The organism is Corallococcus sp. BB11-1, from assembly GCF_026626625.1.
Lineage (GTDB): Bacteria > Myxococcota > Myxococcia > Myxococcales > Myxococcaceae > Corallococcus > Corallococcus soli.
The window spans coordinates 279,393-300,258 of the sequence record NZ_JAPNJY010000044.1; the positions used below are offsets into that span (position 1 = coordinate 279,393).

General features: G+C 71.4%; 18 protein-coding genes and 1 pseudogene. 12 read left to right on the forward strand and 7 right to left on the reverse strand.

The annotated features are described in order from the left end of the window. Positions 1–51: 51 nt before the first annotated feature. Genes menC through OV207_RS37265 form a run of 5 tightly spaced genes read right to left on the reverse strand, consistent with a single transcriptional unit; the run spans position 52 to position 6,047 of the window. Positions 52–1,206, reverse strand: coding sequence for an o-succinylbenzoate synthase (gene menC / locus OV207_RS37245; protein ID WP_267559803.1), 1,155 nt, complete (start codon positions 1,204–1,206; stop codon positions 52–54). A gap of 9 nt (positions 1,207–1,215) precedes the next feature. Then, positions 1,216–2,136 carry a 1,4-dihydroxy-2-naphthoate polyprenyltransferase gene (locus OV207_RS37250; protein WP_267559804.1) on the reverse strand — a complete coding sequence of 307 codons (921 nt, stop codon included), beginning with the start codon at positions 2,134–2,136 and terminating at the stop codon, positions 1,216–1,218. Then, entirely contained in the window at positions 2,133–2,993 is an 861-nt protein-coding gene (gene menH / locus OV207_RS37255) for a 2-succinyl-6-hydroxy-2,4-cyclohexadiene-1-carboxylate synthase (RefSeq protein WP_267559805.1), read from the reverse strand. Before menH ends, OV207_RS37250 begins: the two co-directional genes overlap by 4 nt. After that, positions 2,984–4,753: a 2-succinyl-5-enolpyruvyl-6-hydroxy-3-cyclohexene-1-carboxylic-acid synthase gene (gene menD / locus OV207_RS37260; RefSeq protein WP_193430158.1), complete on the reverse strand. Its 1,770-nt coding sequence runs from the start codon at positions 4,751–4,753 to the stop codon at positions 2,984–2,986. The genes menH and menD overlap by 10 nt, the downstream gene beginning before the upstream one ends. Then, on the reverse strand, positions 4,737–6,047 hold the full coding sequence (locus tag OV207_RS37265) for an isochorismate synthase (RefSeq protein ID WP_324291602.1): 1,311 nt from the start codon (positions 6,045–6,047) through the stop codon (positions 4,737–4,739). The genes menD and OV207_RS37265 overlap by 17 nt, the downstream gene beginning before the upstream one ends. Before the next feature lie 119 nt (positions 6,048–6,166). Here OV207_RS37265 and aroF point away from each other — a divergent pair, with 119 nt between their 5' ends. The 8 genes from aroF (at position 6,167) to OV207_RS37305 (ending at position 14,340) form a co-directional block, all read left to right on the forward strand. Next, positions 6,167–7,063, forward strand: a complete 897-nt coding sequence (aroF, locus tag OV207_RS37270) for a 3-deoxy-7-phosphoheptulonate synthase (protein WP_324291603.1) — start codon at positions 6,167–6,169, stop codon at positions 7,061–7,063. Next, complete coding sequence (gene ubiE, locus OV207_RS37275; RefSeq protein ID WP_267559807.1) at positions 7,060–7,749, forward strand: bifunctional demethylmenaquinone methyltransferase/2-methoxy-6-polyprenyl-1,4-benzoquinol methylase UbiE; 690 nt, start codon at positions 7,060–7,062, stop codon at positions 7,747–7,749. Before aroF ends, ubiE begins: the two co-directional genes overlap by 4 nt. Then, positions 7,730–8,329, forward strand: a complete 600-nt coding sequence (locus tag OV207_RS37280) for a shikimate kinase (RefSeq protein ID WP_193430161.1) — start codon at positions 7,730–7,732, stop codon at positions 8,327–8,329. The genes ubiE and OV207_RS37280 overlap by 20 nt, the downstream gene beginning before the upstream one ends. After that, complete coding sequence (locus tag OV207_RS37285) at positions 8,326–9,576, forward strand: shikimate dehydrogenase (protein ID WP_267559808.1); 1,251 nt, start codon at positions 8,326–8,328, stop codon at positions 9,574–9,576. Before OV207_RS37280 ends, OV207_RS37285 begins: the two co-directional genes overlap by 4 nt. Continuing rightward, a complete protein-coding gene (gene aroC / locus OV207_RS37290) occupies positions 9,573–10,592 on the forward strand; it encodes a chorismate synthase (RefSeq protein WP_267559809.1) in 1,020 nt (339 codons plus the stop codon). Before OV207_RS37285 ends, aroC begins: the two co-directional genes overlap by 4 nt. Further along, entirely contained in the window at positions 10,589–11,659 is a 1,071-nt protein-coding gene (locus tag OV207_RS37295; protein ID WP_267559810.1) for a 3-dehydroquinate synthase, read from the forward strand. The genes aroC and OV207_RS37295 overlap by 4 nt, the downstream gene beginning before the upstream one ends. Beyond that, positions 11,656–12,951 carry a 3-phosphoshikimate 1-carboxyvinyltransferase gene (locus tag OV207_RS37300; protein ID WP_267559811.1) on the forward strand — a complete coding sequence of 432 codons (1,296 nt, stop codon included), beginning with the start codon at positions 11,656–11,658 and terminating at the stop codon, positions 12,949–12,951. The genes OV207_RS37295 and OV207_RS37300 overlap by 4 nt, the downstream gene beginning before the upstream one ends. Positions 12,952–13,038: 87 nt before the next feature. After that, on the forward strand, positions 13,039–14,340 hold the full coding sequence (locus tag OV207_RS37305) for a citrate synthase (protein WP_193430166.1): 1,302 nt from the start codon (positions 13,039–13,041) through the stop codon (positions 14,338–14,340). A gap of 119 nt (positions 14,341–14,459) precedes the next feature. Here OV207_RS37305 and OV207_RS37310 read toward each other — a convergent pair whose 3' ends face one another. Beyond that, entirely contained in the window at positions 14,460–16,280 is a 1,821-nt protein-coding gene (locus OV207_RS37310) for an AMP-dependent synthetase/ligase (RefSeq protein ID WP_267559812.1), read from the reverse strand. A gap of 94 nt (positions 16,281–16,374) precedes the next feature. Here OV207_RS37310 and OV207_RS37315 point away from each other — a divergent pair, with 94 nt between their 5' ends. The 4 genes and pseudogenes from OV207_RS37315 (at position 16,375) to OV207_RS37330 (ending at position 20,133) form a co-directional block, all read left to right on the forward strand. Next, the gene (locus OV207_RS37315) at positions 16,375–16,740 is read left to right on the forward strand and encodes a hypothetical protein (RefSeq protein WP_227028033.1); all 366 of its coding nucleotides are present in this window, start codon (positions 16,375–16,377) and stop codon (positions 16,738–16,740) included. A gap of 124 nt (positions 16,741–16,864) precedes the next feature. Next, complete coding sequence (locus OV207_RS37320) at positions 16,865–17,665, forward strand: bifunctional nuclease family protein (protein ID WP_267559813.1); 801 nt, start codon at positions 16,865–16,867, stop codon at positions 17,663–17,665. A 202-nt stretch (positions 17,666–17,867) separates the two neighbouring features. After that, the gene (gene pyk, locus OV207_RS37325; protein ID WP_267559814.1) at positions 17,868–19,268 is read left to right on the forward strand and encodes a pyruvate kinase; all 1,401 of its coding nucleotides are present in this window, start codon (positions 17,868–17,870) and stop codon (positions 19,266–19,268) included. A 119-nt stretch (positions 19,269–19,387) separates the two neighbouring features. Then, a pseudogene (locus tag OV207_RS37330) lies at positions 19,388–20,133 on the forward strand (IS5 family transposase). 54 nt (positions 20,134–20,187) lie between these two features. Here the strand turns inward: OV207_RS37330 and OV207_RS37335 are convergent. Further along, positions 20,188–20,853, reverse strand: a complete 666-nt coding sequence (locus tag OV207_RS37335; RefSeq protein ID WP_267559815.1) for a hypothetical protein — start codon at positions 20,851–20,853, stop codon at positions 20,188–20,190. Positions 20,854–20,866: the final 13 nt, after the last annotated feature.

Genomic DNA, 20,866 nt, shown 5'->3' on the forward strand with positions numbered 1-20,866 from the left:
GGAACTCCGCGGCGCCAGACGCGCCCCGTGAAGCGCTGGGGCGCTGCTTCCTCAGGGGACTTCGAGCAGCTCCGGCGTCAGCCCCAGGCCGGGCACGTCGCGCAGGCGCAACAGGCCGTGCCGTGGACGATAGGGATGGTCCAGCGGTTCGTCCGCGAAGAGCCTTCCCACGGCGAGCCCGGAGGCCAGCTCCCCGGACGGCAGCGCGGAGGCCAGGTGCGCCGCGCCGGCCCGGGCCACCACGCCGTCGAGGGAGCTGGTGACGTAGGCGTGCATGCCCAGCCGGGCCGCCCGCAGCGCCACGACCATGGAGGGCAGCAGTCCCCCGAGCACCATCGGCTTGATCACCACGGCGCCCACCACCGGCCCTCCGCCCAGGTCCATCGTCAGCAGCGCGCGCACGGCCGCGGGCGTGGCGAGCGTCTCATCCGCGGCGATGATGCACGGGGCGCGGCGCTGCACCCGCCACAGCGCCTGGAGGTCCTCGGGCGGCGTGGGCTGCTCCACCAGCTCCAGCTCGTACCAGCCCAGGCGGTCCAGGGCGCGGTTGGCCTCGGGCTCGGTCCAGCCACCGTTCGCATCCAGCCGCAGGCGCACCCGGGGGCCCACCGCTTCACGGACGGCGCGCACGCGCGCCTCATCCTCGTCCAGCGGACGGCCCGCCACCTTCACCTTCAGCGTCTGGAAGCCCTCCGCCACCGCCTCCCGCGCCTCCTGGGCCAGGGCCTTGGGCTCCTCCGCGATCAAGAGCGCGCTCACCAGCACCTCTGGCCGCGCCTCCTCCGCGAGCAGCCAGCACAGGGGGACGCCCTTGCGCTGGGCCAGCAGATCCAACAGCGCCAGCTCCAGGCCGTGCTGCGCCGCGGGGACGTGCTCGTCCAGGTTCGACGCGCGGATCTTCACGCCCAGGGGGCGCAGCTCGTCGCCGGGCGAGGGCGCGAGGGTCGCCTCGATGCCCTCGATGCTGTCATCCAGCGACTGGCCCTTGAGGGTGTCCAGCCAGCCGCGCAGCACCTGCTGCGTGGTGGCCAGCGACTCCGTGCCGAACTCCGGCAGGGGCATCGCTTCGCCCTGCCCCATGCGGCCGTCCTCGTCCGTCAGGCGCACGATGAAGCCGTCGCGCGTGGCGTAGTTTCCCCTCGCCGTCTTCAGGGGACGGGCCAGCGTGAGTCGCAGGGGGGTGAGCGTCGCCTCGGTGATGCGCATGACGCTCCTTCAGCGCAGGAACAGGCCCAGCGCGAACAACAGTCCAAAGACGAGTTGCAGCTTCGCCGTGGCCCCCAACGCGGGGTTGAGCGCCGCCCCTTCCGACTTCAGCATCAGCTTCAGGGGCGTCACCACCAGCGGCAGGCTCAACAGCGGCAGGAACACCCAGCCGCTCGTCAGCCCCTTGGCGAACAACACGAACGGCGTGGCGTAGGAGGCCAGCAACAGCAGCACGTACTCCGCCCGGCCGAAGCCCGCGCCGAAGCGGACCACCACCGTGCGCTTGCCGGCCTTCACGTCCGTGCTCGCGTCGCGCTGGTTGTTCACCACGATGAGACAGGTGCCGATGGCGCCCACGGGCAGCGACGCCCACCAGGCCGCGGGGCCCACCGTGCCGGCCTGCACGTAGTACGTGCCCGTCACCGCCACGACGCCGAAGAAGATCAGCACGAACAGGTCGCCCAGCCCATGGTAGCCCAGCGGGTACGGGCCTCCCGTGTACGCGTAGCCGCACAGGAGCGACATCACGCCGATGGCCACGATGGGCCAGCCGCCCACCGCGACCAGGTACACGCCCACCAGCGTCGCCAGCGCGAAGCACGTGAGCCCGCCCATCAGCACCGTGGCCGGCGCGATGAGCCCGCTCTGCGTCACGCGCTTCGGGCCCAGGCGCTCCTCCGTGTCCGCGCCCTTCTTGAAGTCGTAGTAGTCGTTGATGAAGTTGGTGCCGATCTGGATCAGCACCGCGCCCAGGAGCGCCGCGAGCGCGGGCAGCAGGCGCCCCACGCCTTCGCCGTACGCCAGCGCCGTGGCCACCAGCACCGGCACCGCGCCCGCCGTCAGCGTCTTCGGGCGCATGGCCATGAGCCACGTCTTCACCGTGGGCCGGGGAGGCGCGGCGTCGGAGTGACTCGAAACCAGGGTGCTCACGAGTGGGACGCCTCTCGCGCCAGGATGGCGGGTTCGAACTGCGGCGCTTCGTACCAGGGCGTCTGGAGGAACGAGAGCACTTCCCGCACGTACTCCTCCGGGGCCTCCAGGTGCGGGGCATGCGCGCTGCCCGCGAACGCGTGGCGCCACACCACCGGCAGCTCCGCCGCCATGCGCCGCGCCAGGTTCGTGAACTTCGCGTCCTGATCTCCGGTGAGCAGCAGCGTGGGCAGCCGCTGCCGGTGCAGCGACGGCCAGTAGTCCGGCTGCACGCCCAGGCCCAGGCACTCCAGCGCCCCGGCCAGCCCCGCGGCCGTGCACGCCTTGCGGCGCTCGCGCAGCGCGTCCTGCTGCGGCGAGGGCAGGCGGCGCAGCCCGTCGAAGAGCGGCAGCGCTTCCCAGCGCTCCACGAAGGCCTCCACGCCCTTCGTCCGGATGAAGCCCGCGAGCTTCGCGTCCGCTTCGCGCCGTTCGGAGCGCTCCTGACGGCGGTGCAGGCCCGGCGAGCCACTCTCCATGATGAGCCGCCCGAAGCACTCCGGCGCCTGCACCGAGGCGGCCAACGCCAGCCGCGCGCCCTGCGAATAGCCGAGCAGGTCCACCGAGTCCGCGCCGCCGCCCAGCTCGCGCGCGAGCTGGACCACCGCGTCCACCGTCTCCAGGAAGCCGTCGCGCCCCGTCTTGTCGGGCAGCGGCGTGCGCCCGTGGCCAGGCAGGTCCACCGCGACCAAGCGCACGGAGCGACCAAGCAGCGGCTTCAGGTGTTCGAACGAGGCGCCGCTGCCGGTGAAGCCGTGCAGCGCCAGCAGCGTGTGGGGGCCTTCGCCCCAGGTGTCATGCGCGAGCTTCACACCCATGGTCCTTCTCCCAGTGCGGTGGCCATCCGCGCGAAGAGGTTGCGATGCTCGTCCACGTTGGTGGCCCGGTCGACCTGGACCTCCACGAGGTGGAAGCCACCCTCCAGCCCCGTGCGCACCGCCGAGCGCAGGGCCGCGGGCGTCGTGGGGCGGTGGAACCGGGCGCCGGCGAGCGCCGCCGCGTGCGACAGGTCCACGCCGTGCGGCGTGCCGAAGAGGGTCTCGAACTCGTCCGGCTTCGCGGACTGCGCCAGCGGCAGGAAGGAGAAGATGCCGCCCCCGTCGTTGTTCACCACGACGATGGTCAGGGGCACCCGGGCCCGCGCCGCCGTCACCAGTCCGCCCAGGTCGTGCAAGAGCGCCAGGTCGCCGGACAAAAGCACCGCGGGCCGCCCCGCCGCCGCCGCCATGCCCGCCGCGCTGGACACGATGCCGTCGATGCCGTTGGCCCCCCGGTTCGCCAGCACGCGCAGCGGCACCCCGCCCCCTTGCGCGAAGGCGTCCACCGCGCGGATGGGCATGCTGCTGGACACGAAGAAGAGCGCTCCGGCCGGCAGCGCCGCCACCACCTCGCGCGCCAGCCGGGGCTCGGTCAGCGCGTCCGGACGCTCCGCGAGCGCGGTCTCCAGCGCGTGACGGGCCTTGCGCTCCGCGGCCATGAACCCCTGGGCCCAGCGGCCCGCGCCCCGCGCCACACCTGCCGTCAGCGCGCGGCACGCGAGCACCGCGGAGCCCTCCACCACCACGGAGGCCCGGTGCGGCGGATCATACAGCGCGCCCTCGTCGCTGAAGACGATGACGTCCGCGCTGGACGCATCCATCCACTGCTGCGGGGACTTGGGCGTCAGCCCGCCGCCGAAGCGCAGGACGAGTTCCGGGACGTGGGCCCGCGCGAAGGGTTCGTGCCGGAGGAGCGCGTCGTAGAGCGACACCGTCAACGGGCCGCCGCCATAGCGCGCCTGGGAGGCGGCTTCGGCCAGCACCGGGTAGCCGGTCGCCTGGCTCAGCGCGGTGATGGCCTCCGCGAAGCCGTCGTCCTCGTCGCGCGGACCGCAGAGGATGACCCCGCGTTCGGTGGCGGCGATGCGCGCCCGCACCATGTCCAGCGCCGCCGCATCCGGCATCCGCGACGGCGGCAGGATGCGGGTGAGCGGCGCGTCCGGGCGCCCTTCCCTCGCGAGCGCCGACAGCTTCTCCACGCCGAAGTCCTGGGCGACGGGCGCCAGCGGCTCGCGGAACGGGACGTTGAGCTGCACGGCGCCCCGGGGCGCGCGGCAGGCGGTGCTCACCGCGCGGGCGGCCGTGGCCCGCAGGTGCGCGATGGCCGCGCTGTGCGACTCGGGCAGGCCCACGTCCGCGAACATCCGCGCGAACTCACCGTAGAAGCGCGCCTGCGGCACCGTCTGCGGCGCGCCCCAGCCCTGCAGCTCCAGCGGCCGGTCCGCGGTCAGCACCACCAGCGGCACCTGGGCCATGGCCGCTTCGATGATGGCTGGATAGAAGTGCGCGCCCGCCGAACCGCTGGTCGCCACCACCACCACGGGCTGCCGCGACTGCTTCGCCATGCCCAGCGCGAAGAACCCCGCGCTGCGCTCGTCGATGACCGACCAGGTGCGCAGCCCCGGCGTGTGCACGCAGGCGAGCGCCAGCGCCGAGGAGCGCGACCCCGGGCACACCACCGCGTGCCGGACCCCGCCGCGCACCAGTTCCTCCAGCAGGGCGCGCGCCCACAACACGTTGAGGTTAGCGTCCGACGACATCGCCGCCCCCGAGCGCGCGCAGCATGGCCAGACTCTTCATCTCCGTCTCCCGCCACTCCGATTCCGCGCTGGAGCCCGCGACGATGCCCGCGCCCACGAAGAGCCGGGCATGCGCGCCGCGCACCAGCGCCGAGCGCAGCGCCACCACCAGGTGCGCCCGCCCCGGCCCCACCCACCCCACCGGCCCCGCGTACCAGCCCCGGTCCAGGGCCTCGTGCTCCACCAGGAACGACAGCGCCAGCTCCCTCGGCGTGCCGCCCACCGCCGGCGTGGGGTGCAGCGCGGTGACGACCTGCGCGGTGTCCACGCCTTCGCCCAGCCGCGCGCGGATGCCCGTGCGCAGGTGCATCACGTTCTTCAGCGCGAGCACCGACGGCTGCGCGTCCGCGGACACGCTCGCCGCCACCGGCTCCAGCGCCTGGAGGATGTAGCGGACCACCGCCTCGTGTTCGCGCCGGTCCTTGTCACTGGCATCCAGCACCGCTTCGCCGCCCGGTGCCGCGGACCCCGCCAGCGCCTCCGTCTCCAGCACGCGCCCGTCCACCCGGCACAGCGTCTCCGGCGTCGCGCCCAGGAAGCCCGTCCCGTCCGGCGCGCGGAACAGGAACGTGGCGCAGCGGGGGTTCTGCTCGCGCAGGCGCGCCAGCACGTCCACCACGTCGAAGGGCTCCGGCCCCTCCGCGTCCATCGCCCGCGCCAGCACCACCTTGTGCAACTGGCCCGTGCGGATGGCCTCCACCGCCCGGTCCACCAGCGCCTCGAAGTCCCGCCGCGACGACGACATGCGCAGCGCCACCGGGGCGCCCGCCGCGTGGCGGTACTCCTCCGGGAAGGACGCGCGCACGCGCGCCAGCCGCGAGCGCACCGCGTCCGCCCCACCCTGCGCCTCGGACGCGAAGGCCGCGACGTACAGCGCATTGTCCTCGCGCCACACCAGCACCTCCGGCAACGTCCAGCGGGCGAGCCCATGCGAGCGCCAGGCACCATCCACCTGCCCCGTAGGGCTGAAGCGCATGCCGCCGAACCAGGGCCCGGGCATGCGGGTGGGCACGGGCCCCAACCACCGCACGCTCTCGTGCCCCAGCGCGCCCAGCACCGAGGGAAGCTCCGCCGCCACCTGCGCCTCGCGCACCCCGGCCTCGCCCCACCCCGCGGCCGCCTCACGGGCCACCGGGCGCTCCCAATACAAGGAGGGAATGCCCAGGCTTCCGGCCCCCGCGAGCGGATCCACCCCCGCCAGAGGCATCATCCCGGCGACCCAATGCGGGCCCTCAGCGGGACTGAGCGGCGTCATCAGCAATTCTCCTGGAGGCTGCGCGAGCCATTACCTTCGATTGTCTTCTAAGCGATCTCGGCTATACATGCACCAAGGAGTTCAAAACCGCTTGAACTCCACCGACCGAAGGAGTCGCCGTGGGAGGCCAGCAAGCAGACGACCCAGCCACGCGGCGTGAGCCGGGCGCACACCGCGTCCTGCGGTCGGCGCATCCTGACGGCACGCGGGTCCGGGTGGGTGGCGTGGAGGTGGGAGGCCGGGGCTTCGTGGTGATGGCCGGGCCGTGCGCCGTGGAAGGCGCGGAGCAGTTGGAGCTCTCAGCGCGGGCGGTGGCCCACGCGGGCGCCCACCTGCTGCGCGGCGGCGTGTTCAAGCCCCGCACCAGCCCCTACGCGTTCCAGGGCATGGGCGAGCCGGGGCTGAAGCTGCTGGTGGACGCGGGCCGGCGGCACGGGCTGCCCATCATCAGCGAGGTGATGGAGACGGAGCAGCTGCCGTTGATGGCGCAGCACGCGGACATCCTCCAGGTGGGCGCGCGCAACATGCAGAACTTCGGGCTGCTGCGGGCGCTGGGCCGGCTGCGCAAGCCGGTGCTGCTCAAGCGCGGGCTGTCCGCCACGGTGCAGGAGTGGCTCAACGCCGCCGAGTACATCCTCGCGGGCGGCAACGAGCAGGTCATCCTGTGCGAGCGCGGCATCCGCACCTTCGAGACCGCGATGCGCAACACGCTGGACCTGGCCGCGGTGGCGTGGGCGAAGGAGAAGTCGCACCTGCCCGTCATCGTGGATCCTTCGCATGCGACAGGGATTCCGTCGCTCATCGCGCCCATGTCGCTGGCGGCGGCGGCGGCGGGCGCGGACGGGCTGTTGATTGAGGTCCACGCGAAGCCGGAGCAGGCGTTGTGCGACGGGCAGCAGGCGCTGTCGCCCGAGGATTTTGCGTCGTTGATGCGGCGGCTGCCCGGCGTGCTCGCCGCGGTGGACCGTCACCTTTGGACGCCGGCGGGTCCGGCACAGATCGCGGGGGCGCGATGAGCACCGAAGTCCGTCAGATGTTCTCCTCCATCGCCACGCGCTACGACGTGACGAACGAAGTCCTCTCCTTCGGCGTGCACCGGCTGTGGCGGCGCACGGCGGTGAAGCTGAGCCAGGCGAAGGAAGGCAGCCAGGTGCTCGACTGCGCCACCGGCACGGGTGACCTGGCGCTGGCGTTCAAGCGCAAGGTGGGCCCCACCGGCCGCGTGGTGGGCACTGACTTCTGCCCGGAGATGCTGGAGAGCGCGCCCGCCAAGGCGGCCAAGGCCGGCCTGGAGGTGGAGTTCCAGGTGCAGGACGCGATGGCGCTCACCCTCCCGGACAACAGCTTCGACGTGGCGTCCATCTCCTTCGGCATCCGCAACGTGGATGATCCGGTGAAGTGCCTGCAGGAGATGGCGCGCGTGGTGCGCCCGGGCGGCCGCGTGGTGGTGCTGGAGTTCGGCCAGCCCACCGGCCCATACGGCGCGCTGTTCCGCTTCTACAGCAAGACCATCATGCCGGCGGTCGGCGGGCTGCTGACGGGCAACCGCGCCGCGTATGCGTACCTGCCTCGCACCGCCGCGGCCTTCCCCGCGGGCGAGCGCTTCCTCTCCCTGATGGACCAGGCCGGCGCCTACTCCGAGCGCGCCGCCCACCCCCTGCTGTTTGGAACCGCCTACGTCTATGTCGGAACCGTCCGCTGAGGCCCGGCGCCTCCTCGTCGCCCAGGTCGTCGCGTCGGTAGACCCCCGGCTCCAGCCGGTGCTCCAGCAGGCCCTCGCGTCCCCGGGGCCCTGCCCCCGTCCGGAGGAGGCGCAGACCGTGGTGCTCGCCGGGCATCGCGCCGCGGGCAAGACGCGCCTGCTTCCGCTCGTCTCGCGCCTGCTGGGGCGCACCGGGCTGGATCTGGACGCGGAGCTGGAGCGCCGTCACGGGCGCCCGCTCCGCACCTGGGTCGCGGAGTCCCCCACCACCTTCCGCGCCGCGGAGCGCGAGACGCTGGGCCTGCTGCCCGGCGGCGGCGTGGTGGCGGTGGGCGGCGGCTTCCTGTCACACCACCCGGACGCGCTCCGGGAGCACTTCACGCTCGTCGTCCCGGTCAGCTTCGACACGTACCGCGAGCGGCTGACGGCGGACACCACGCGCCCGCGCCTGCGCGCGGACGTGTCGCTGGAGGAGGAGCTGCACTCGATGTTCCACGAGCGCGAAGCCCTCCACGCCCGCGTTCCCACCATTGCCCTGGCGGACTTCCTCCGGGGCTGTCTTGCCCAGGAGTCCACGTGAGGGCCACCCGGCGCATCATCACCCTGCCCCCCACCCTCACCGGCGAGGAGGCCCTGGCCTTCGCCCGGGATGGCCTGCGAAGGGGCGCGGACGTGCTGGAGGTGAGGACCGACCTGCACGCCCCCGGCGCCATCGACCCCGGGGCCCTGGCCCGCGTGATGCCGCTGCTGGTCTCCGAGCGTGGCAAGCCGCTGCCTGGCGCCTGGGTGGAGGCCGCGTGGCGCGTGGACAAGGACGTGGAGCGCGCCAACGACCTGGACGCCCCCCCGGGCCGCCTGCTCGCGTCGCACCACGCGGAGGGGCCGCTGACGACGGCGGAGGCGCTGCGGCGCTGGTCCCGCCCGCTCCCCACGGATGCGCTGGTGAAGCACGTGGAGCCCATGGACGTCCCGGCGGACCTGGACGTGCTGCTGGAGACGCAGCGCCAGCTCTCCGCCCGCTTCGGCGCGGAGCGCGTCACGGTGCTGGGCATGGGGCCGGTGGCGCTCCCCGCGCGCGCGGTGCTCTCCTCCCGCAACGGGCTGGAGTACCTGGCGATGGGGGGCGCGTGGACGGCCGCCCCGGGTCAGCGTCTGCTGGACGACGTGGTGCGCGAGCATCGCAAGGCGAAGGACCGGAGCGCGCCGCGCCTGGGCATCCTGGGGACTTCGATTCCGCACTCGCGCTCGCCCCGGATCCACCGCCAGCCGTTTGATCGCATCGACCTGGTGGAGGACGCGCCGGTGGAGGCGGTGGTGGATTCGCTGCTGGCGCACTACGCGGGCTTCGCCGTCACCAGCCCCTTCAAGATGCGGCTCGCGCGACACACCGGCTCGCCCCTGGAGGCCATCAACACCCTGGTGCGACGGGGCTCGCGGTGGGAGTCCCACAACACCGACACCGAGGGCGCCCGCGCGGTGCTGGAGCGCCTGGGTTCGACGTCGGTGTCGGTGCTGGGAGACGGCGGCTCCACGCAGGCCCTGAAACTGGTGGCCGCGGAACAGGGCCTTGCCCTGCGGGTCGTGCGTCGGGCCGAGGTCCAGGCGCCGCTGTCCGGGGACTGGGTCTGGACGTGGCCGGACCGGGTGGCCCCGCCCGAAGCCCTGCGATTCGAGGGAGCGCGCGTGGCGGTGATCGCATACGGTGCACCCGGCCGGCGCGTCGCCGCGGAGATCGTTAGCCGCGGGGGCACCCCTCTCCTGCTCGGTGCGGCGTGGTTCGTCGCCCAGGCCCGGCGGCAGCGACAACTCTGGGAAACGGCGACATGAATACCTTTGGCACCCTCTTCCGGCTGACGACCTTCGGCGAAAGCCACGGCCCCGCGCTCGGCTCCATCCTGGACGGCTGTCCCGCGGGCGTCCCGCTCACGCGCGACCTGCTCCAGGCGGCCCTGGACCGCAGGCGTCCCGGGCAGTCCGCCCTCGTCACCGCGCGCAACGAGCCGGACAGCGTGGAGATCCTCTCTGGCGTCTTCGAGGACAAGACGCTGGGCACGCCCATCGCGGCCATCGTGCGCAACACGAACCAGCGCTCGCAGGACTACAACCAGCTGGCGGCCGTGGACCGGCCCGGCCACGCGGACGCCGTCTGGCGCGAGCGCTACAAGCACCGCGACCACCGCGGCGGCGGGCGCACCAGCGGCCGGGAGACGCTCTGCCGCGTCATCGGCGGCACCATCGCGGAGGCGTACCTGGCCCGCGACCTGCCCACGCTGAGCACCGTGGCCTACGTGTCGCAGGTGGGGGAGCTGGTGGCCTCCGTTCCGGCGCCGGGCCTCACCCGCGCGCTCGTGGACGCGCACCCCACCCGCTGCCCGGACGTCACCCTGCGCGACGAGATGTCCCGCCAGATCCTCGCCGCGAAGGAGGCCGGGGACAGCCTGGGCGGCGCCATCGACGTGCGCGTGGAGGGCCTGCCCGTGGGCCTGGGCGAGCCCATCTTCGGCAAGCTCAAGGCGCTCATCGCGCAGGCGCTGGGCAGCATCGGCGCCGTCACCGGCGTCGTCTGGGGCCCGCCGGATCTGCTCCAGCGCATCGGGCAGCCCGGCAGCCAGTTCCACTCCGTGAAGGACGCGTACGGTGGCATCCAGGGTGGCCTCGCCAACGGCGAGCCCATGCAGGTGCGCGCCTTCTTCAAGCCCCCCGCGACGCTCGCGGATCACGCCAAGGGCGGCCGACACGACCCGTGCATCATGCCCCGCGCCGTCCCGGTGCTGGAGGCCATGGTGTCGCTCGTCATCGCCGACCTCGTCCTGCAACTCAACGCCCGCCCCCACTGCGCATGAGCTCCCTTCCTCCCGGTGCCTATCGTCCCCCGGCTGATCGCTGGGGCTCCTTCACGAAGCTCGTCTCCCGCCTGCCCGAGGGCAGCGTGGCCGTGGTGGACCGCACGGTCGCGCGCTTCCACCCCACGCTCCTGCCCGCGCTGGAGGCCCGCTCTCCGCGCGCCATCATCCAGCTGGTGGGCGGTGAGCGCGCCAAGAGCATGGTCTCCCTGGAGAAGGTGCTCGCGGGCGGGCTGAACCTGCCGCGCTCCGGCACGCTCGTCGCCGTGGGCGGTGGCACCGTGGGCGACGTGGCCACGGTGGCCGCGCACCTGCTCAAGCGCGGCGTGCGGCTGGTGCAGGTGCCCACCACGCTGCTCGCGGCGGTGGACAGCAGCCTGGGCGGCAAGGGCGCGGTGGACCTCACCGTGCGCGGCCGCGTGGTGAAGAACCCCGCGGGCGTCTTCCACTACGCCGATGAGACGTGGCTGTGCCCGGAGCTGTACGCCACGCTGTCCGACGCGCAGGTGCGCGAGGGCTCCATCGAGGCGTGGAAGATGGTCGCGTCGCTGGATGCGTCCCTCTTCAAGCGCTACGTGCGCACGCCGCCCGCGCTGGAGAAGCTGGTGAAGGACGCGCGCGGCCTGAAGGAGGGCATCTGCGCGAAGGACCCCTACGAGCACCAGGGCCTGCGCCGCGTGCTCAACTTCGGCCACACCTTCGGCCACGTGCTGGAGAGCCTGTCGCGCTTCAAGCTGTCGCACGGCGACGCCGTGGGCCTGGGCATCCTCTGGGCGCTCGACGTCGGCCGGCACCTGGGCATCACGCCGGAGCCGGTGGCGCATGAAGTGGAACGCGCGCTGACGCGGGGCCCGGGCGTGCTGGGCCGCGACCACGCCGCGGAGCTGTCCCGCCGCGCGTCGCTGAAGGACGTGGCCGCGCTCCTGGACGCCGACAAGAAGGCCGGCGCGAAGGGCGAGCTGCGCATGGTGCTGCTCACGGCCGTGGGCACCGCCGAAGTCGTGGACGTCATGCCGAAAACCTGGCGCGCCCTGTGGGCCGCCTGGACCCGAGGAGCCCGCCCTTGAGCCATGCCTCGCCGAGCCGTCTCACCGTCGACCCGAGCGCCCTGAGCGCCTCCCTGCTCACCCCGCCCGTGTCGAAGTCGGACGCCCAGCGAGCCCTTGTCCTGGGACACCTCACGGGTGCCTGGCCGTTGCCGTCGGTGCAGGCGGAGGCGGACGAGGACCTCCCCGCCGACGTGCGCGTGCTGCGCCGGGGCGTGGAGGCCCTGCGCCTGCCGCCCGGCCCCGTACGGGACGTGGACTGCGCGGACGGCGGCGCCCCCTTCCGCATCCTCGTCACCCAGGCCGCGGTGACGCCCGGCGCCCGCGTGCGCTTCACCGGCACGCCCCGCCTGGGCGAGCGGCCCCACGGCCCCCTCTTCACGTCGCTCAAGCAGGCCCTGGCCCCCACGGGCCTGACGCTCACCGAAGGCACCCCGTGGCCCGTGGAGCTGCACGCGCCCCAGGACACGTCGAAGGTGCCGCCGGTGTTCCGCGTGCCGGGCGCGCAGAGCAGCCAGTACGCGTCCAGCCTGCTCCTGGGCTGCGCGGAGCGGTTCCTCCGTGAGAAGCGCGCGTGGAGCGTGGAGATCGAAGGCGCGCTCACCAGCGCCGGCTACATGGACCTGACGGTGGCGTGGCTGCGCCGCTTCGGCTTCACCGTGGAGCAGTCCGAGGGCCGCTACGCCGTCACGGCGTATCAGGCCCCCGCGTCGGTGCCGTCGCTGCCCGGGGACTGGTCGTCCCTGGGCTACCTGGTGCTCATCGCGTGGCGCACGGGCGGCACGGTGGAGCGGGCCGAACCAGAGAGTGCCCACCCCGACCAGGCGATCCTCCGGCTGGTCGCTGACGTGGGTTTGCGAATGGTGCCGGCAGGCGCTGCTAATACCTGGCGCTTCGAAGGCGACGCGACCGGCGAGCTGCGGGCGACGGGCAAGGAGTGCCCGGACCTGCTGCCCACGCTGGCGGCGCTCGCGTGCGTGCTGCCCCGGCCCACGACGCTGACGGACGTGGGCATCCTGCGGGTCAAGGAGAGCGACCGGCTGGAGGGCATCCGCGCCCTGGTGGCGGCCTATGGCGGCGCCACGGAGCTGACGGCGGGCCCCGACGGAGAGCAGCTGCGCATCGTGCCTCCGGCGACGAAGCCCGCGAGCTTCGCCATGGACAGCCGGGGTGACCACCGACTGGCGATGTCAGCGGCCACCCTGTGTGTGCTGTCCGGGGTTCCCCTGGAGCTGACGGGGCCGGAGTGCGTGGAGAAGAGCTTTCCGGGTTTCTGGCGGCAGCTCGCGCGTTCGGGTGTCCGCTATTCCTGAACGTGCGGGACGGCGCCGAAGGTTCGCCTCTCGGACTTATCGTTCTTTTTTGTTGAAAGCGTCCGCCGCCCTGTGAAATCTCCGCCCATGCCCAAGGACACGCTGACGATCACCGACAATCGGACCGGGAAGACGTACGAGGTCCCGATCGAGAACGGCTGTATCCGGACCCCCGACCTGCGCCAGATCAAGACCGGTAGCGATGACTTCGGTCTGATGGGCTACGACCCGGCGTTCCTGAACACGGCGAACTGTAAGAGCGCCATCACGTTCATCGACGGTGACAAGGGCATCCTGGAGTATCGCGGCTACCCCATCGAGCAGCTCGCGGAGAAGTCCAACTTCCTGGAAGTGGCCTACCTGCTCCTCAAGGGCGAGCTGCCCACGGAGAAGGAGCTGGAGGTCTTCACCAACCTCGTCACGCACCACACGTACGTGCACGAGAACGTGAAGTCCTTCATGGACGGGTTCCGCTACGACGCGCACCCCATGTCCATGCTCGGCTCCACCGTGGCCGCGCTGTCCGGCTTCTACCCGGACGCGAAGAACATCCGTGACGAGCGCAGCCGCGAGATCCAGATCACCCGGCTCATCGCGAAGATGCCCACCATCGCCGCGTTCTCCTACCGGCACACGATGGGCCTGCCGTACGTCTACCCGAGCAACGAGCTGTCCTACGTCGCCAACTTCCTGACGATGATGAAGCACATCGGCGGGGCGTACAAAGTGCACCCGGTGCTGGAGAAGGCGCTGGACGTGCTCTTCATCCTCCACGCGGACCACGAGCAGAACTGCTCCACCACGTCCGTGCGCACGGTGGGCTCTTCGCAGGTGGATCCGTACTCCGCGGTCGCCGCGGGCGTGGGCGCGCTCTACGGCCCGCTGCACGGCGGCGCCAACGAAGCCGTGCTGCGCATGCTCCGCGACATCGGCCACGTGTCGAAGATCCCGGAGTTCATCAAGCAGGTGAAGGGCGGCGAGGGCGAGAAGAAGCTCATGGGCTTCGGCCACCGCGTCTACAAGTCCTACGACCCGCGCGCCAAGGTCATCAAGCGCGTGGCGGACGAGGTCTTCGAAGTCACCGGCAAGAACCCGCTGCTGGACATCGCGCTCGAGCTGGAGCGCATCGCGCTCGAGGACGAGTACTTCGTGAAGCGCAAGCTGTACCCCAACGTCGACTTCTACTCGGGCCTCATCTACGAGGCGATGGGCTTCCAGGCGGAGATGTTCCCCGTCCTGTTCGCCATCCCCCGCACGGTGGGCTGGTGCGCGCAGTGGGAGGAGATGGTGACGGACAACGAGCAGAAGATCGCCCGTCCCCGTCAGGTCTACACGGGCGCCACCCGCCGCGACTACGTCGCCCGCGAGAAGCGCACGGGCCAGAAGTAGCCACGGCTTGAATCCCTGAAGCACGGGGGGAGGGGGCGAAGGATCCGTCAAGGATTCCTCGCCCCTTTCGCTTTGTCCGGGCCCCGAAGGTCCGGAGGTCCGGAGCCCCCGGGACGTCCTCAGTCGTGCGCCGCCGCCGCCCCGTTCGGCTCGCGGTAGAGCGCGTCGATGGCCAGCGCGTACTTCTCCTCCACCACCTTGCGGCGCACCTTCATGCTGGGCGTGAGCTCCCCGCCCTCCGTGGTGAACTCACCGGACAGCACGGTGAAGCGCTTGATGGTCTCGAAGCGCGACAGCTTCGGGTTCACCTCGCGCTCCAGGGCCTCGTGCAGGTGCTGCTGGAGCCGCGGGTCCTTCACCAGGGCGGCCAGGTCCTCCGACCAGCCGCGCTCCTTCGCGAACCGGCGCGCGCGGTCCGGATCCAACGTCACCAGGGCCACCAGGAAGTTGCGCCGGTCGCCCAGCACCACCGCGTGGCCCACGGGCGACACGGCCTTGATGAGCTCCTCGATGTTCGCGGGCGACGTCTTCTTGCCGCCGGAGGTGACGATGATCTCCTTCTTGCGCCCGGTGATGCGCAGGAAGCCCCCGTCATCCAGCTGCCCCACGTCCCCGGTGTGCAGCCACCCGTCCTCCAGCAGCTCCTGCGTGGCCGCGGGGTTGCGGTGGTAGCCCAGGCACACGTTGCCGCCCCGGACGAGGATCTCCCCGTCCTCCGCGATGCGGACCTCCACGCCCAGCATGGGACGGCCCACCGTGCCCAGGCGGGCGCACTCGGAGGTGTTCACCGTGGCGGGGCCCGTCACCTCCGTCATGCCCCAGGCCTCCAGGAGGATGACGTCGATGGAGGCGAAGAAGTCCAGCACCTCCCGGCCAATGGGCGCCGCCGACGTGGCGAACACCCGCGCCTGGTCCAGGCCGATGCGCGTCTTCAGGGGCGCGAACACCAGCTTCCGGGCCAGCGCGTACTTGGCCTCCATGAGGACGGGCACGCGCTCCTGGTTGAGGTGGCGCGTGTTGCGCTCCAGCGCCGTGCCCCGGGCCCACTCCACCAGCCGGCGCTTCAGGGGCGGCTGCGCGGCCAGCCCCTCCTCCGCCTTCGTCTTGAACTTCTCCCAGACGCGCGGCACCCCGAAGAAGATGGTGGGCCGGACCTCCTGGAGGTTCTTGCCCAGCGCGTCCAGCGAGTCCGCGAAGTACACCTGCATGCCCATCAGCAGCGGGCCGTGCAGCGACACCACCTGCTCCGCGATGTGCGACAGCGGGAGGTAGGACAGGAGCCGGTCATCCTCCATGTCGCGGAAGTCCATCGTTTCGCCCAGCTGCTTTGCCGTCCACGCCAGGTTGCGGTGGCTCAGCGCCACGCCCTTGGGCTGCCCGGTGGTGCCCGACGTGTAGATGAGCGTGCCCAGGCCGTCCGGGTGGAGCGCGTGGACGCCGTCCCAGTAGGGGCTTTCGTCCGCCTTGCCCCCAGAGGCCACCACGTCCGCGTACGTCAGCACGCCTTCAGGCAGGGGCGTGGGCGGGTCCACGACGATGACGTGCTTGAGCGCGGGCAGCCGCCGCTGGAGCTCCAGCGCGGTGGCCAGGTGCTTCGCGTTCTCCACCAGCAGGAAGCGCGCCTCGCAGTGGCCCAGGATGTAGGTGAGCTGCTCCATGCTGCTGGTGGTGTAGAGCCCCACCGGCACGCCCCCCAGCGCCATGGCCCCCAGGGCCGCCACGTGCCACGCCTCGCGGTTGAAGCTCAGGATGCCCAGGGGGTCCCCCTCCCGGAACCCCAGGGCGTACAGCCCCAGCCCGAAGCGCTTGACGCGCTGGGCATAGTCGAACCACGAGGTGGGGACGTAGGCGCCCCCCTTGCGTGACCAGAGCGCCGGGCGGTGTTCCAGCCGGGCGGACTGGTCATGCAGCGCATGCAGCATCGTCTTGGGCAGGTCCATCGGGCGAACGTAGTGGAAGCGCCCGGCCAGAACCAAGTCTCCGCGTCTCTGACGTTGACAGCATGTTCACCTGCTTTGTATGCCGCGCCCGACCATGAGCATCGACTTCACCTGTCAGAAGTGCGAGGCGAGCTTCGAGTTGGAAGCCCAGGACCTCATCGAAGGGACGGAGAAGATCATCTGTCCCCACTGCGATTCGAAGGCGCCCGCCAACCTCTCCGAGGACTTCGTCGCCGCGCTCACGGAGATGCGCGCGCAGATCGCGACCTTGAGCAAGAAGTACTTCGCCGTCACGCTCGCGCTGGAGGCCGAGGAGCTGGAGGACGAAATCGACGACGACGACGATGACGCCGACGAGGAGGCGGAAGACGACGACCTCGACGAGGACGAGGACGACGAGGAGTCCGAGGACGACGAGGACTACGACGACGAGGCGGAAGACGAGGAGCAGGACCGCTAGTCGCGCCCGTTGTTCCCGCCTGGTCGGCTGCCCTCCTACCCGGAGGGCAGGGGCCCGGGGGCCGCTCGCGGAGGCGGGGGTGCGGTGCCCTTTCGGTGAAGGGAGAGGTGCGTAGCTTAAGGATGTGAAAACGTCCAACCGCGCCAACTTCTTCGTCGCTCCGTTCACGGCCGTGGTGCTGGCGCTGGGAGGACTGCTCTTCCTTCCCGCGTTCGGCATCCCCGGCGCCATCGCCGCCTCCGGGCAGGCGGAAGGAAAGAAAGAGAAGCCCTGCCTCACGGAGAAGGGCAGCGACCCCAAGGCCTGCACGGACCTGGTGGAGCTGGAAGTGAAGGACGTGGTGCCCCTGATGGAGGCCCAGACGCACGCCGTCGTGCTGTCCACCAAGGACGGGGAGACGGTGCTGCCCCTCTTCGTGGATGAGGGCGCCGCGGTCTCCATCGCCTTCCGTCTGGCCGAGCGCCCGCCCCCGCAGCCCCTGTCGCAGGACCTGCTGGACGACGTGGTGTCCAAGCTGGGCGGCAAGGTCACCGAGGTCCGCATCGACGACCTGCGCGACAACGTCTACTCCGGCCGCGTCTTCCTCCAGCAGGGCCAGAAGCAGCTCGCGCTGGACGCCCGGCCCTCGGACTCCATCGCCATGGCCATGCACAGCAACGCCCGCATCCGCGTGACGCGCAAGGTGCTGGCGCTGGCGGGCATCACCCGCGCGGAGATTGAAGCCCTCCAGCAGCAGCAGGGCATGGGCGTGGGGGGCAGCGGCCACGGGGGCGACCTGGACATGGGTCCCCTGCCCCCGCCGCCGCCCATGGGCCCCAGCGCCGGCAGCCCGAAGCCGCCCTCGGAGGACATCGGCATGGACCGCTCCGCCCAGGAGCCCCCGGTGATGGCGCCCATGGGCAAGGGGCAGGAGATCGACCTCTAGCGCGCACGTGCGCCCCGGAACGGCGAAAGCCCGGCCCCCCCTCCCAGGGTAGCCGGGCTTTCTTCGTCCCAGGTGACTGGGAGCCACGAATGGCGTGCGCCGGTGGGCGGTAACTTTCCGCCCAGCGCGTGGGCGAAGAGTTAGTCCTTCGGGCGCAAGGCTGTCAAGCCGCCCACCCCGTGGGGCTAGGATGCGCGGCCCTATGCGCAAGGCGAAGATCATCTGCACGCTGGGGCCGGCTTCGGACTCCCGCGAAGTCATTGAAGGGCTGGTCCGCGCGGGCATGAACGTGGCCCGGCTGAACTTCTCCCACGGTACGCACGACGAGCACCGCCAGCGGGTGCTCCGCATCCGCGCGGTGGCGAAGAAGCTGGGCGTGCCGGTGGCCATCCTCCAGGACGTCCAGGGCCCCAAGGTGCGCCTGGGCAAGTTCGAGGGCGGCCAGCTGCTGGTGACGCCGGGCGACACCGTGATGGTGACGACGCGCGCGGTGGTGGGCCAGGGCCGCGTCATCCCCACCCCGGTGCGCTCGCTGCCCCGGGACGTGGAGAGGGGCCACGTCGTGCTCCTGGACGACGGCCGGGTGCGCCTGCGCGTGCTGAAGGTGGACGGCCGGGACGTGTCCTGCCGCGTGGAGGTGGGCGGGCTCCTCAAGGACCACAAGGGCCTCAACCTGCCCGGGACGGCCATGTCCGTCCCCACCCTCACGGAGAAGGACAAGGTGGACCTGGCCTTCGGCCAGGAGGTGGGCGTGGACTACGTGGCGCTGTCCTTCGTGCGCTCCGCGCAGGACGTGCGGCAGGCCCGCGCCCTGGTGGCCCGGCGCAAGACGCCCATCATCTCCAAGATTGAAAAGCCCCAGGCGGTGGAGAACCTGGCGGCCATCGCCGCGGAGTCGGACGGGGTGATGGTGGCCCGGGGCGACCTGGGTGTGGAGATGCCGCTGGAGCAGCTGCCGGCCATCCAGAAGCGCGCCGTGCGGGAGGTCAACCGCATGGGGGGCATCGTCATCGTCGCGACGGAGATGCTGGAGAGCATGGTGAACAACGCCCGGCCCACGCGCGCGGAGGTGTCCGACGTGGCCAACGCCATCCTCGACGGCGCGGACGCGGTGATGCTGTCCGGCGAGACGGCGGCGGGCCGCTACCCCATCGACGCGGCGGCCACCATGGCGCGCATCGTGGAGGAGACGGAGCGCACGGGCACCATCTCCCTGTCGCACTCCCCCTTCGAGCGCTCGGAAGACCTGGGCACCGGCATCGCCGCGGCGGCCGTGGCGGCGTCGCGGCAGCTCAACATCGGGACCATCGTCGCGTACACGGAGAGCGGCCACACCGCGCGGCTCATCTCCGAGTTCCGGCCCGGCGCGCGCGTCATCGCGCTGACGCCCAACCCGGACACGGTGAACCGGATGGCGCTGTACTGGGGGGTGACGGGCCACCTGGTGAAGCGCGTCACGACCACGGACGCCATGCTCAAGCAGGTGCGCCGCCTCTGCCACGAGGAGCACTTCTGCGAGCCCGGCACGCCCGTCATCGTCGTGGCCGGCGTGCCGCTCAACGTCCCGGGCAACACCAACCTGATGAGCATCCACCGCGTCTAGGGGCTGTCCCTGATCTCCGGCCCGAAAATCAACCTGGCGGATCAAACACCCGAGTTGGACCTGGCGTCCGAAGGCATCCGGAGGTTGCCAGCCAGCGTCGGACGTGATCAACGCTGGCTGTGCGCCGACATGAGCTGAGCGATGCCGAGTGGAGCCGCATCGAGCCCCTGCTGGGCTCGCGCAGCGGCCCTCCCTCGAAGCGAGGAGACCGCGACTTCATCAACGCCGTCATCTGGCGTGTGAAGACGGGCGTGCAGTGGCGGGACCTGCCCGAGAGATTCGGCCACTGGAAGACGGTCTACAACCGCTTCCACCGCTGGGCGAAAACCGGGCGCTGGGAAGCCATCTTCAAAGCGCTGCGGCTGGACGTGGATGAGCTCGGCTCCCTCGCTGACGCTTCCGTCGTTCGAGCGCACCAGGACGCCTCGGGCGGAAAAGGGGGGTCCGAAGAAATGCTCTGGGGCGTTCTCGAGGAGGTTTTTCAACGAAAGTTCACGCCGTCACAACGACGGGCGGTAAGCCGCTCCACCTCGTGCTGACGCCCGGCCAGCAACATGAGTCAACGATGGCCGAGGAACTGCTGGTGCACGCCGAGGGCGAGGCCTTCATCGCGGACACGGGCTATGACGCCGAGCGCATTCGCGCCAACGCCCAGAAGGTGGGGATGAAGCCCGTCATCCATCCCCATCCCAGCCGCAAGCAGCCCCCAGCGCTGGACCGAACCCTCTATCGGCTTCGCTACCGGGTGGAGTGCTTCTTCCACGACCTCAAGCGCTTTCGCGCCGCCGCGACCCGGTACGACAAGACGGCGAGCAGCTACCTCGCCGTCCTGCACGTCGCCTCCATGCTTCTCTGGCTGCGTTAATCAGGGACAGCCCCTAGGGCGCGGTGGATGCCCGGCGCGCAGGGCCTTCTGGACTCAGAAGGCCTTCTGCGTGAAGTCGTAGAGCTTCTCCACGGACAGCTGGCGGTAGCGCTCCACGTTGAGGGCCCGGCGGGCGCACTCCCACACCAGGTCGCGCGGCGGGCGCTCCGGCTCCTTCTTCTTGCGGCGCTTCACCTCGGCCTTGATGTTCTTGAGCGCCATGGCCGGGTGGTAGCAGAAGGCGGAGGAGAACAGCAGGTGCCCGCCAAAGGGGATGAGGCGCGCCTCCAGCACGTCCCCCGACTCCAGGCCCGCGACGTGGCGGCGCTCCGTCACGTCGAAGTCCTTGCCGGAGAAGAGCTCGCGCAGGCGCACCATGCCCTTGCCCAGCTTGCGCACCTCGAAGAGGCCGTGCACCGTCTCCGTGAAGCTGCGGAAGGCGTTGGCCTCCTCCGGCGCCGCGGACTGGGTGCGCTGCTCGTACAGCTCCACGGCCGGCGTCCTGCCGGTGAGCGGCGAGACGCGGTCGTAGAGGTAGTAGTCCAGGAACGACGCCATGCGCAGCTCGAAGAACTTGTCGTCCTCGAACACCTCGCCCGTGAGGCGGAAGTACTCCGCCTTCGCGTCGAGCAGGTCCGGCTTGCGCGTCTCATCGCTGCCGAAGGCGATGAGCTGGTCCAGGTAGGGCTGGTACGACAACGGGGTCAGCGCGGTGTCCATAGGAGCGGTGGGC

Coding starts and splice junctions, on each gene's coding strand:
- menC (WP_267559803.1), bottom strand. CDS start 1,206: ATGCGCATCACCGAGGCGACGCTCACCCCCCTGCGACTCACGCTGGCC.
- menH (WP_267559805.1), bottom strand. CDS start 2,993: ATGGGTGTGAAGCTCGCGCATGACACCTGGGGCGAAGGCCCCCACACG.
- menD (WP_193430158.1), bottom strand. CDS start 4,753: ATGTCGTCGGACGCTAACCTCAACGTGTTGTGGGCGCGCGCCCTGCTG.
- OV207_RS37265 (WP_324291602.1), bottom strand. CDS start 6,047: ATGACGCCGCTCAGTCCCGCTGAGGGCCCGCATTGGGTCGCCGGGATG.
- ubiE (WP_267559807.1), top strand. CDS start 7,060: ATGAGCACCGAAGTCCGTCAGATGTTCTCCTCCATCGCCACGCGCTAC.
- OV207_RS37280 (WP_193430161.1), top strand. CDS start 7,730: ATGTCGGAACCGTCCGCTGAGGCCCGGCGCCTCCTCGTCGCCCAGGTC.
- aroC (WP_267559809.1), top strand. CDS start 9,573: ATGAATACCTTTGGCACCCTCTTCCGGCTGACGACCTTCGGCGAAAGC.
- OV207_RS37295 (WP_267559810.1), top strand. CDS start 10,589: ATGAGCTCCCTTCCTCCCGGTGCCTATCGTCCCCCGGCTGATCGCTGG.
- OV207_RS37305 (WP_193430166.1), top strand. CDS start 13,039: ATGCCCAAGGACACGCTGACGATCACCGACAATCGGACCGGGAAGACG.
- OV207_RS37310 (WP_267559812.1), bottom strand. CDS start 16,280: ATGGACCTGCCCAAGACGATGCTGCATGCGCTGCATGACCAGTCCGCC.
- OV207_RS37315 (WP_227028033.1), top strand. CDS start 16,375: ATGAGCATCGACTTCACCTGTCAGAAGTGCGAGGCGAGCTTCGAGTTG.
- pyk (WP_267559814.1), top strand. CDS start 17,868: ATGCGCAAGGCGAAGATCATCTGCACGCTGGGGCCGGCTTCGGACTCC.
- OV207_RS37335 (WP_267559815.1), bottom strand. CDS start 20,853: ATGGACACCGCGCTGACCCCGTTGTCGTACCAGCCCTACCTGGACCAG.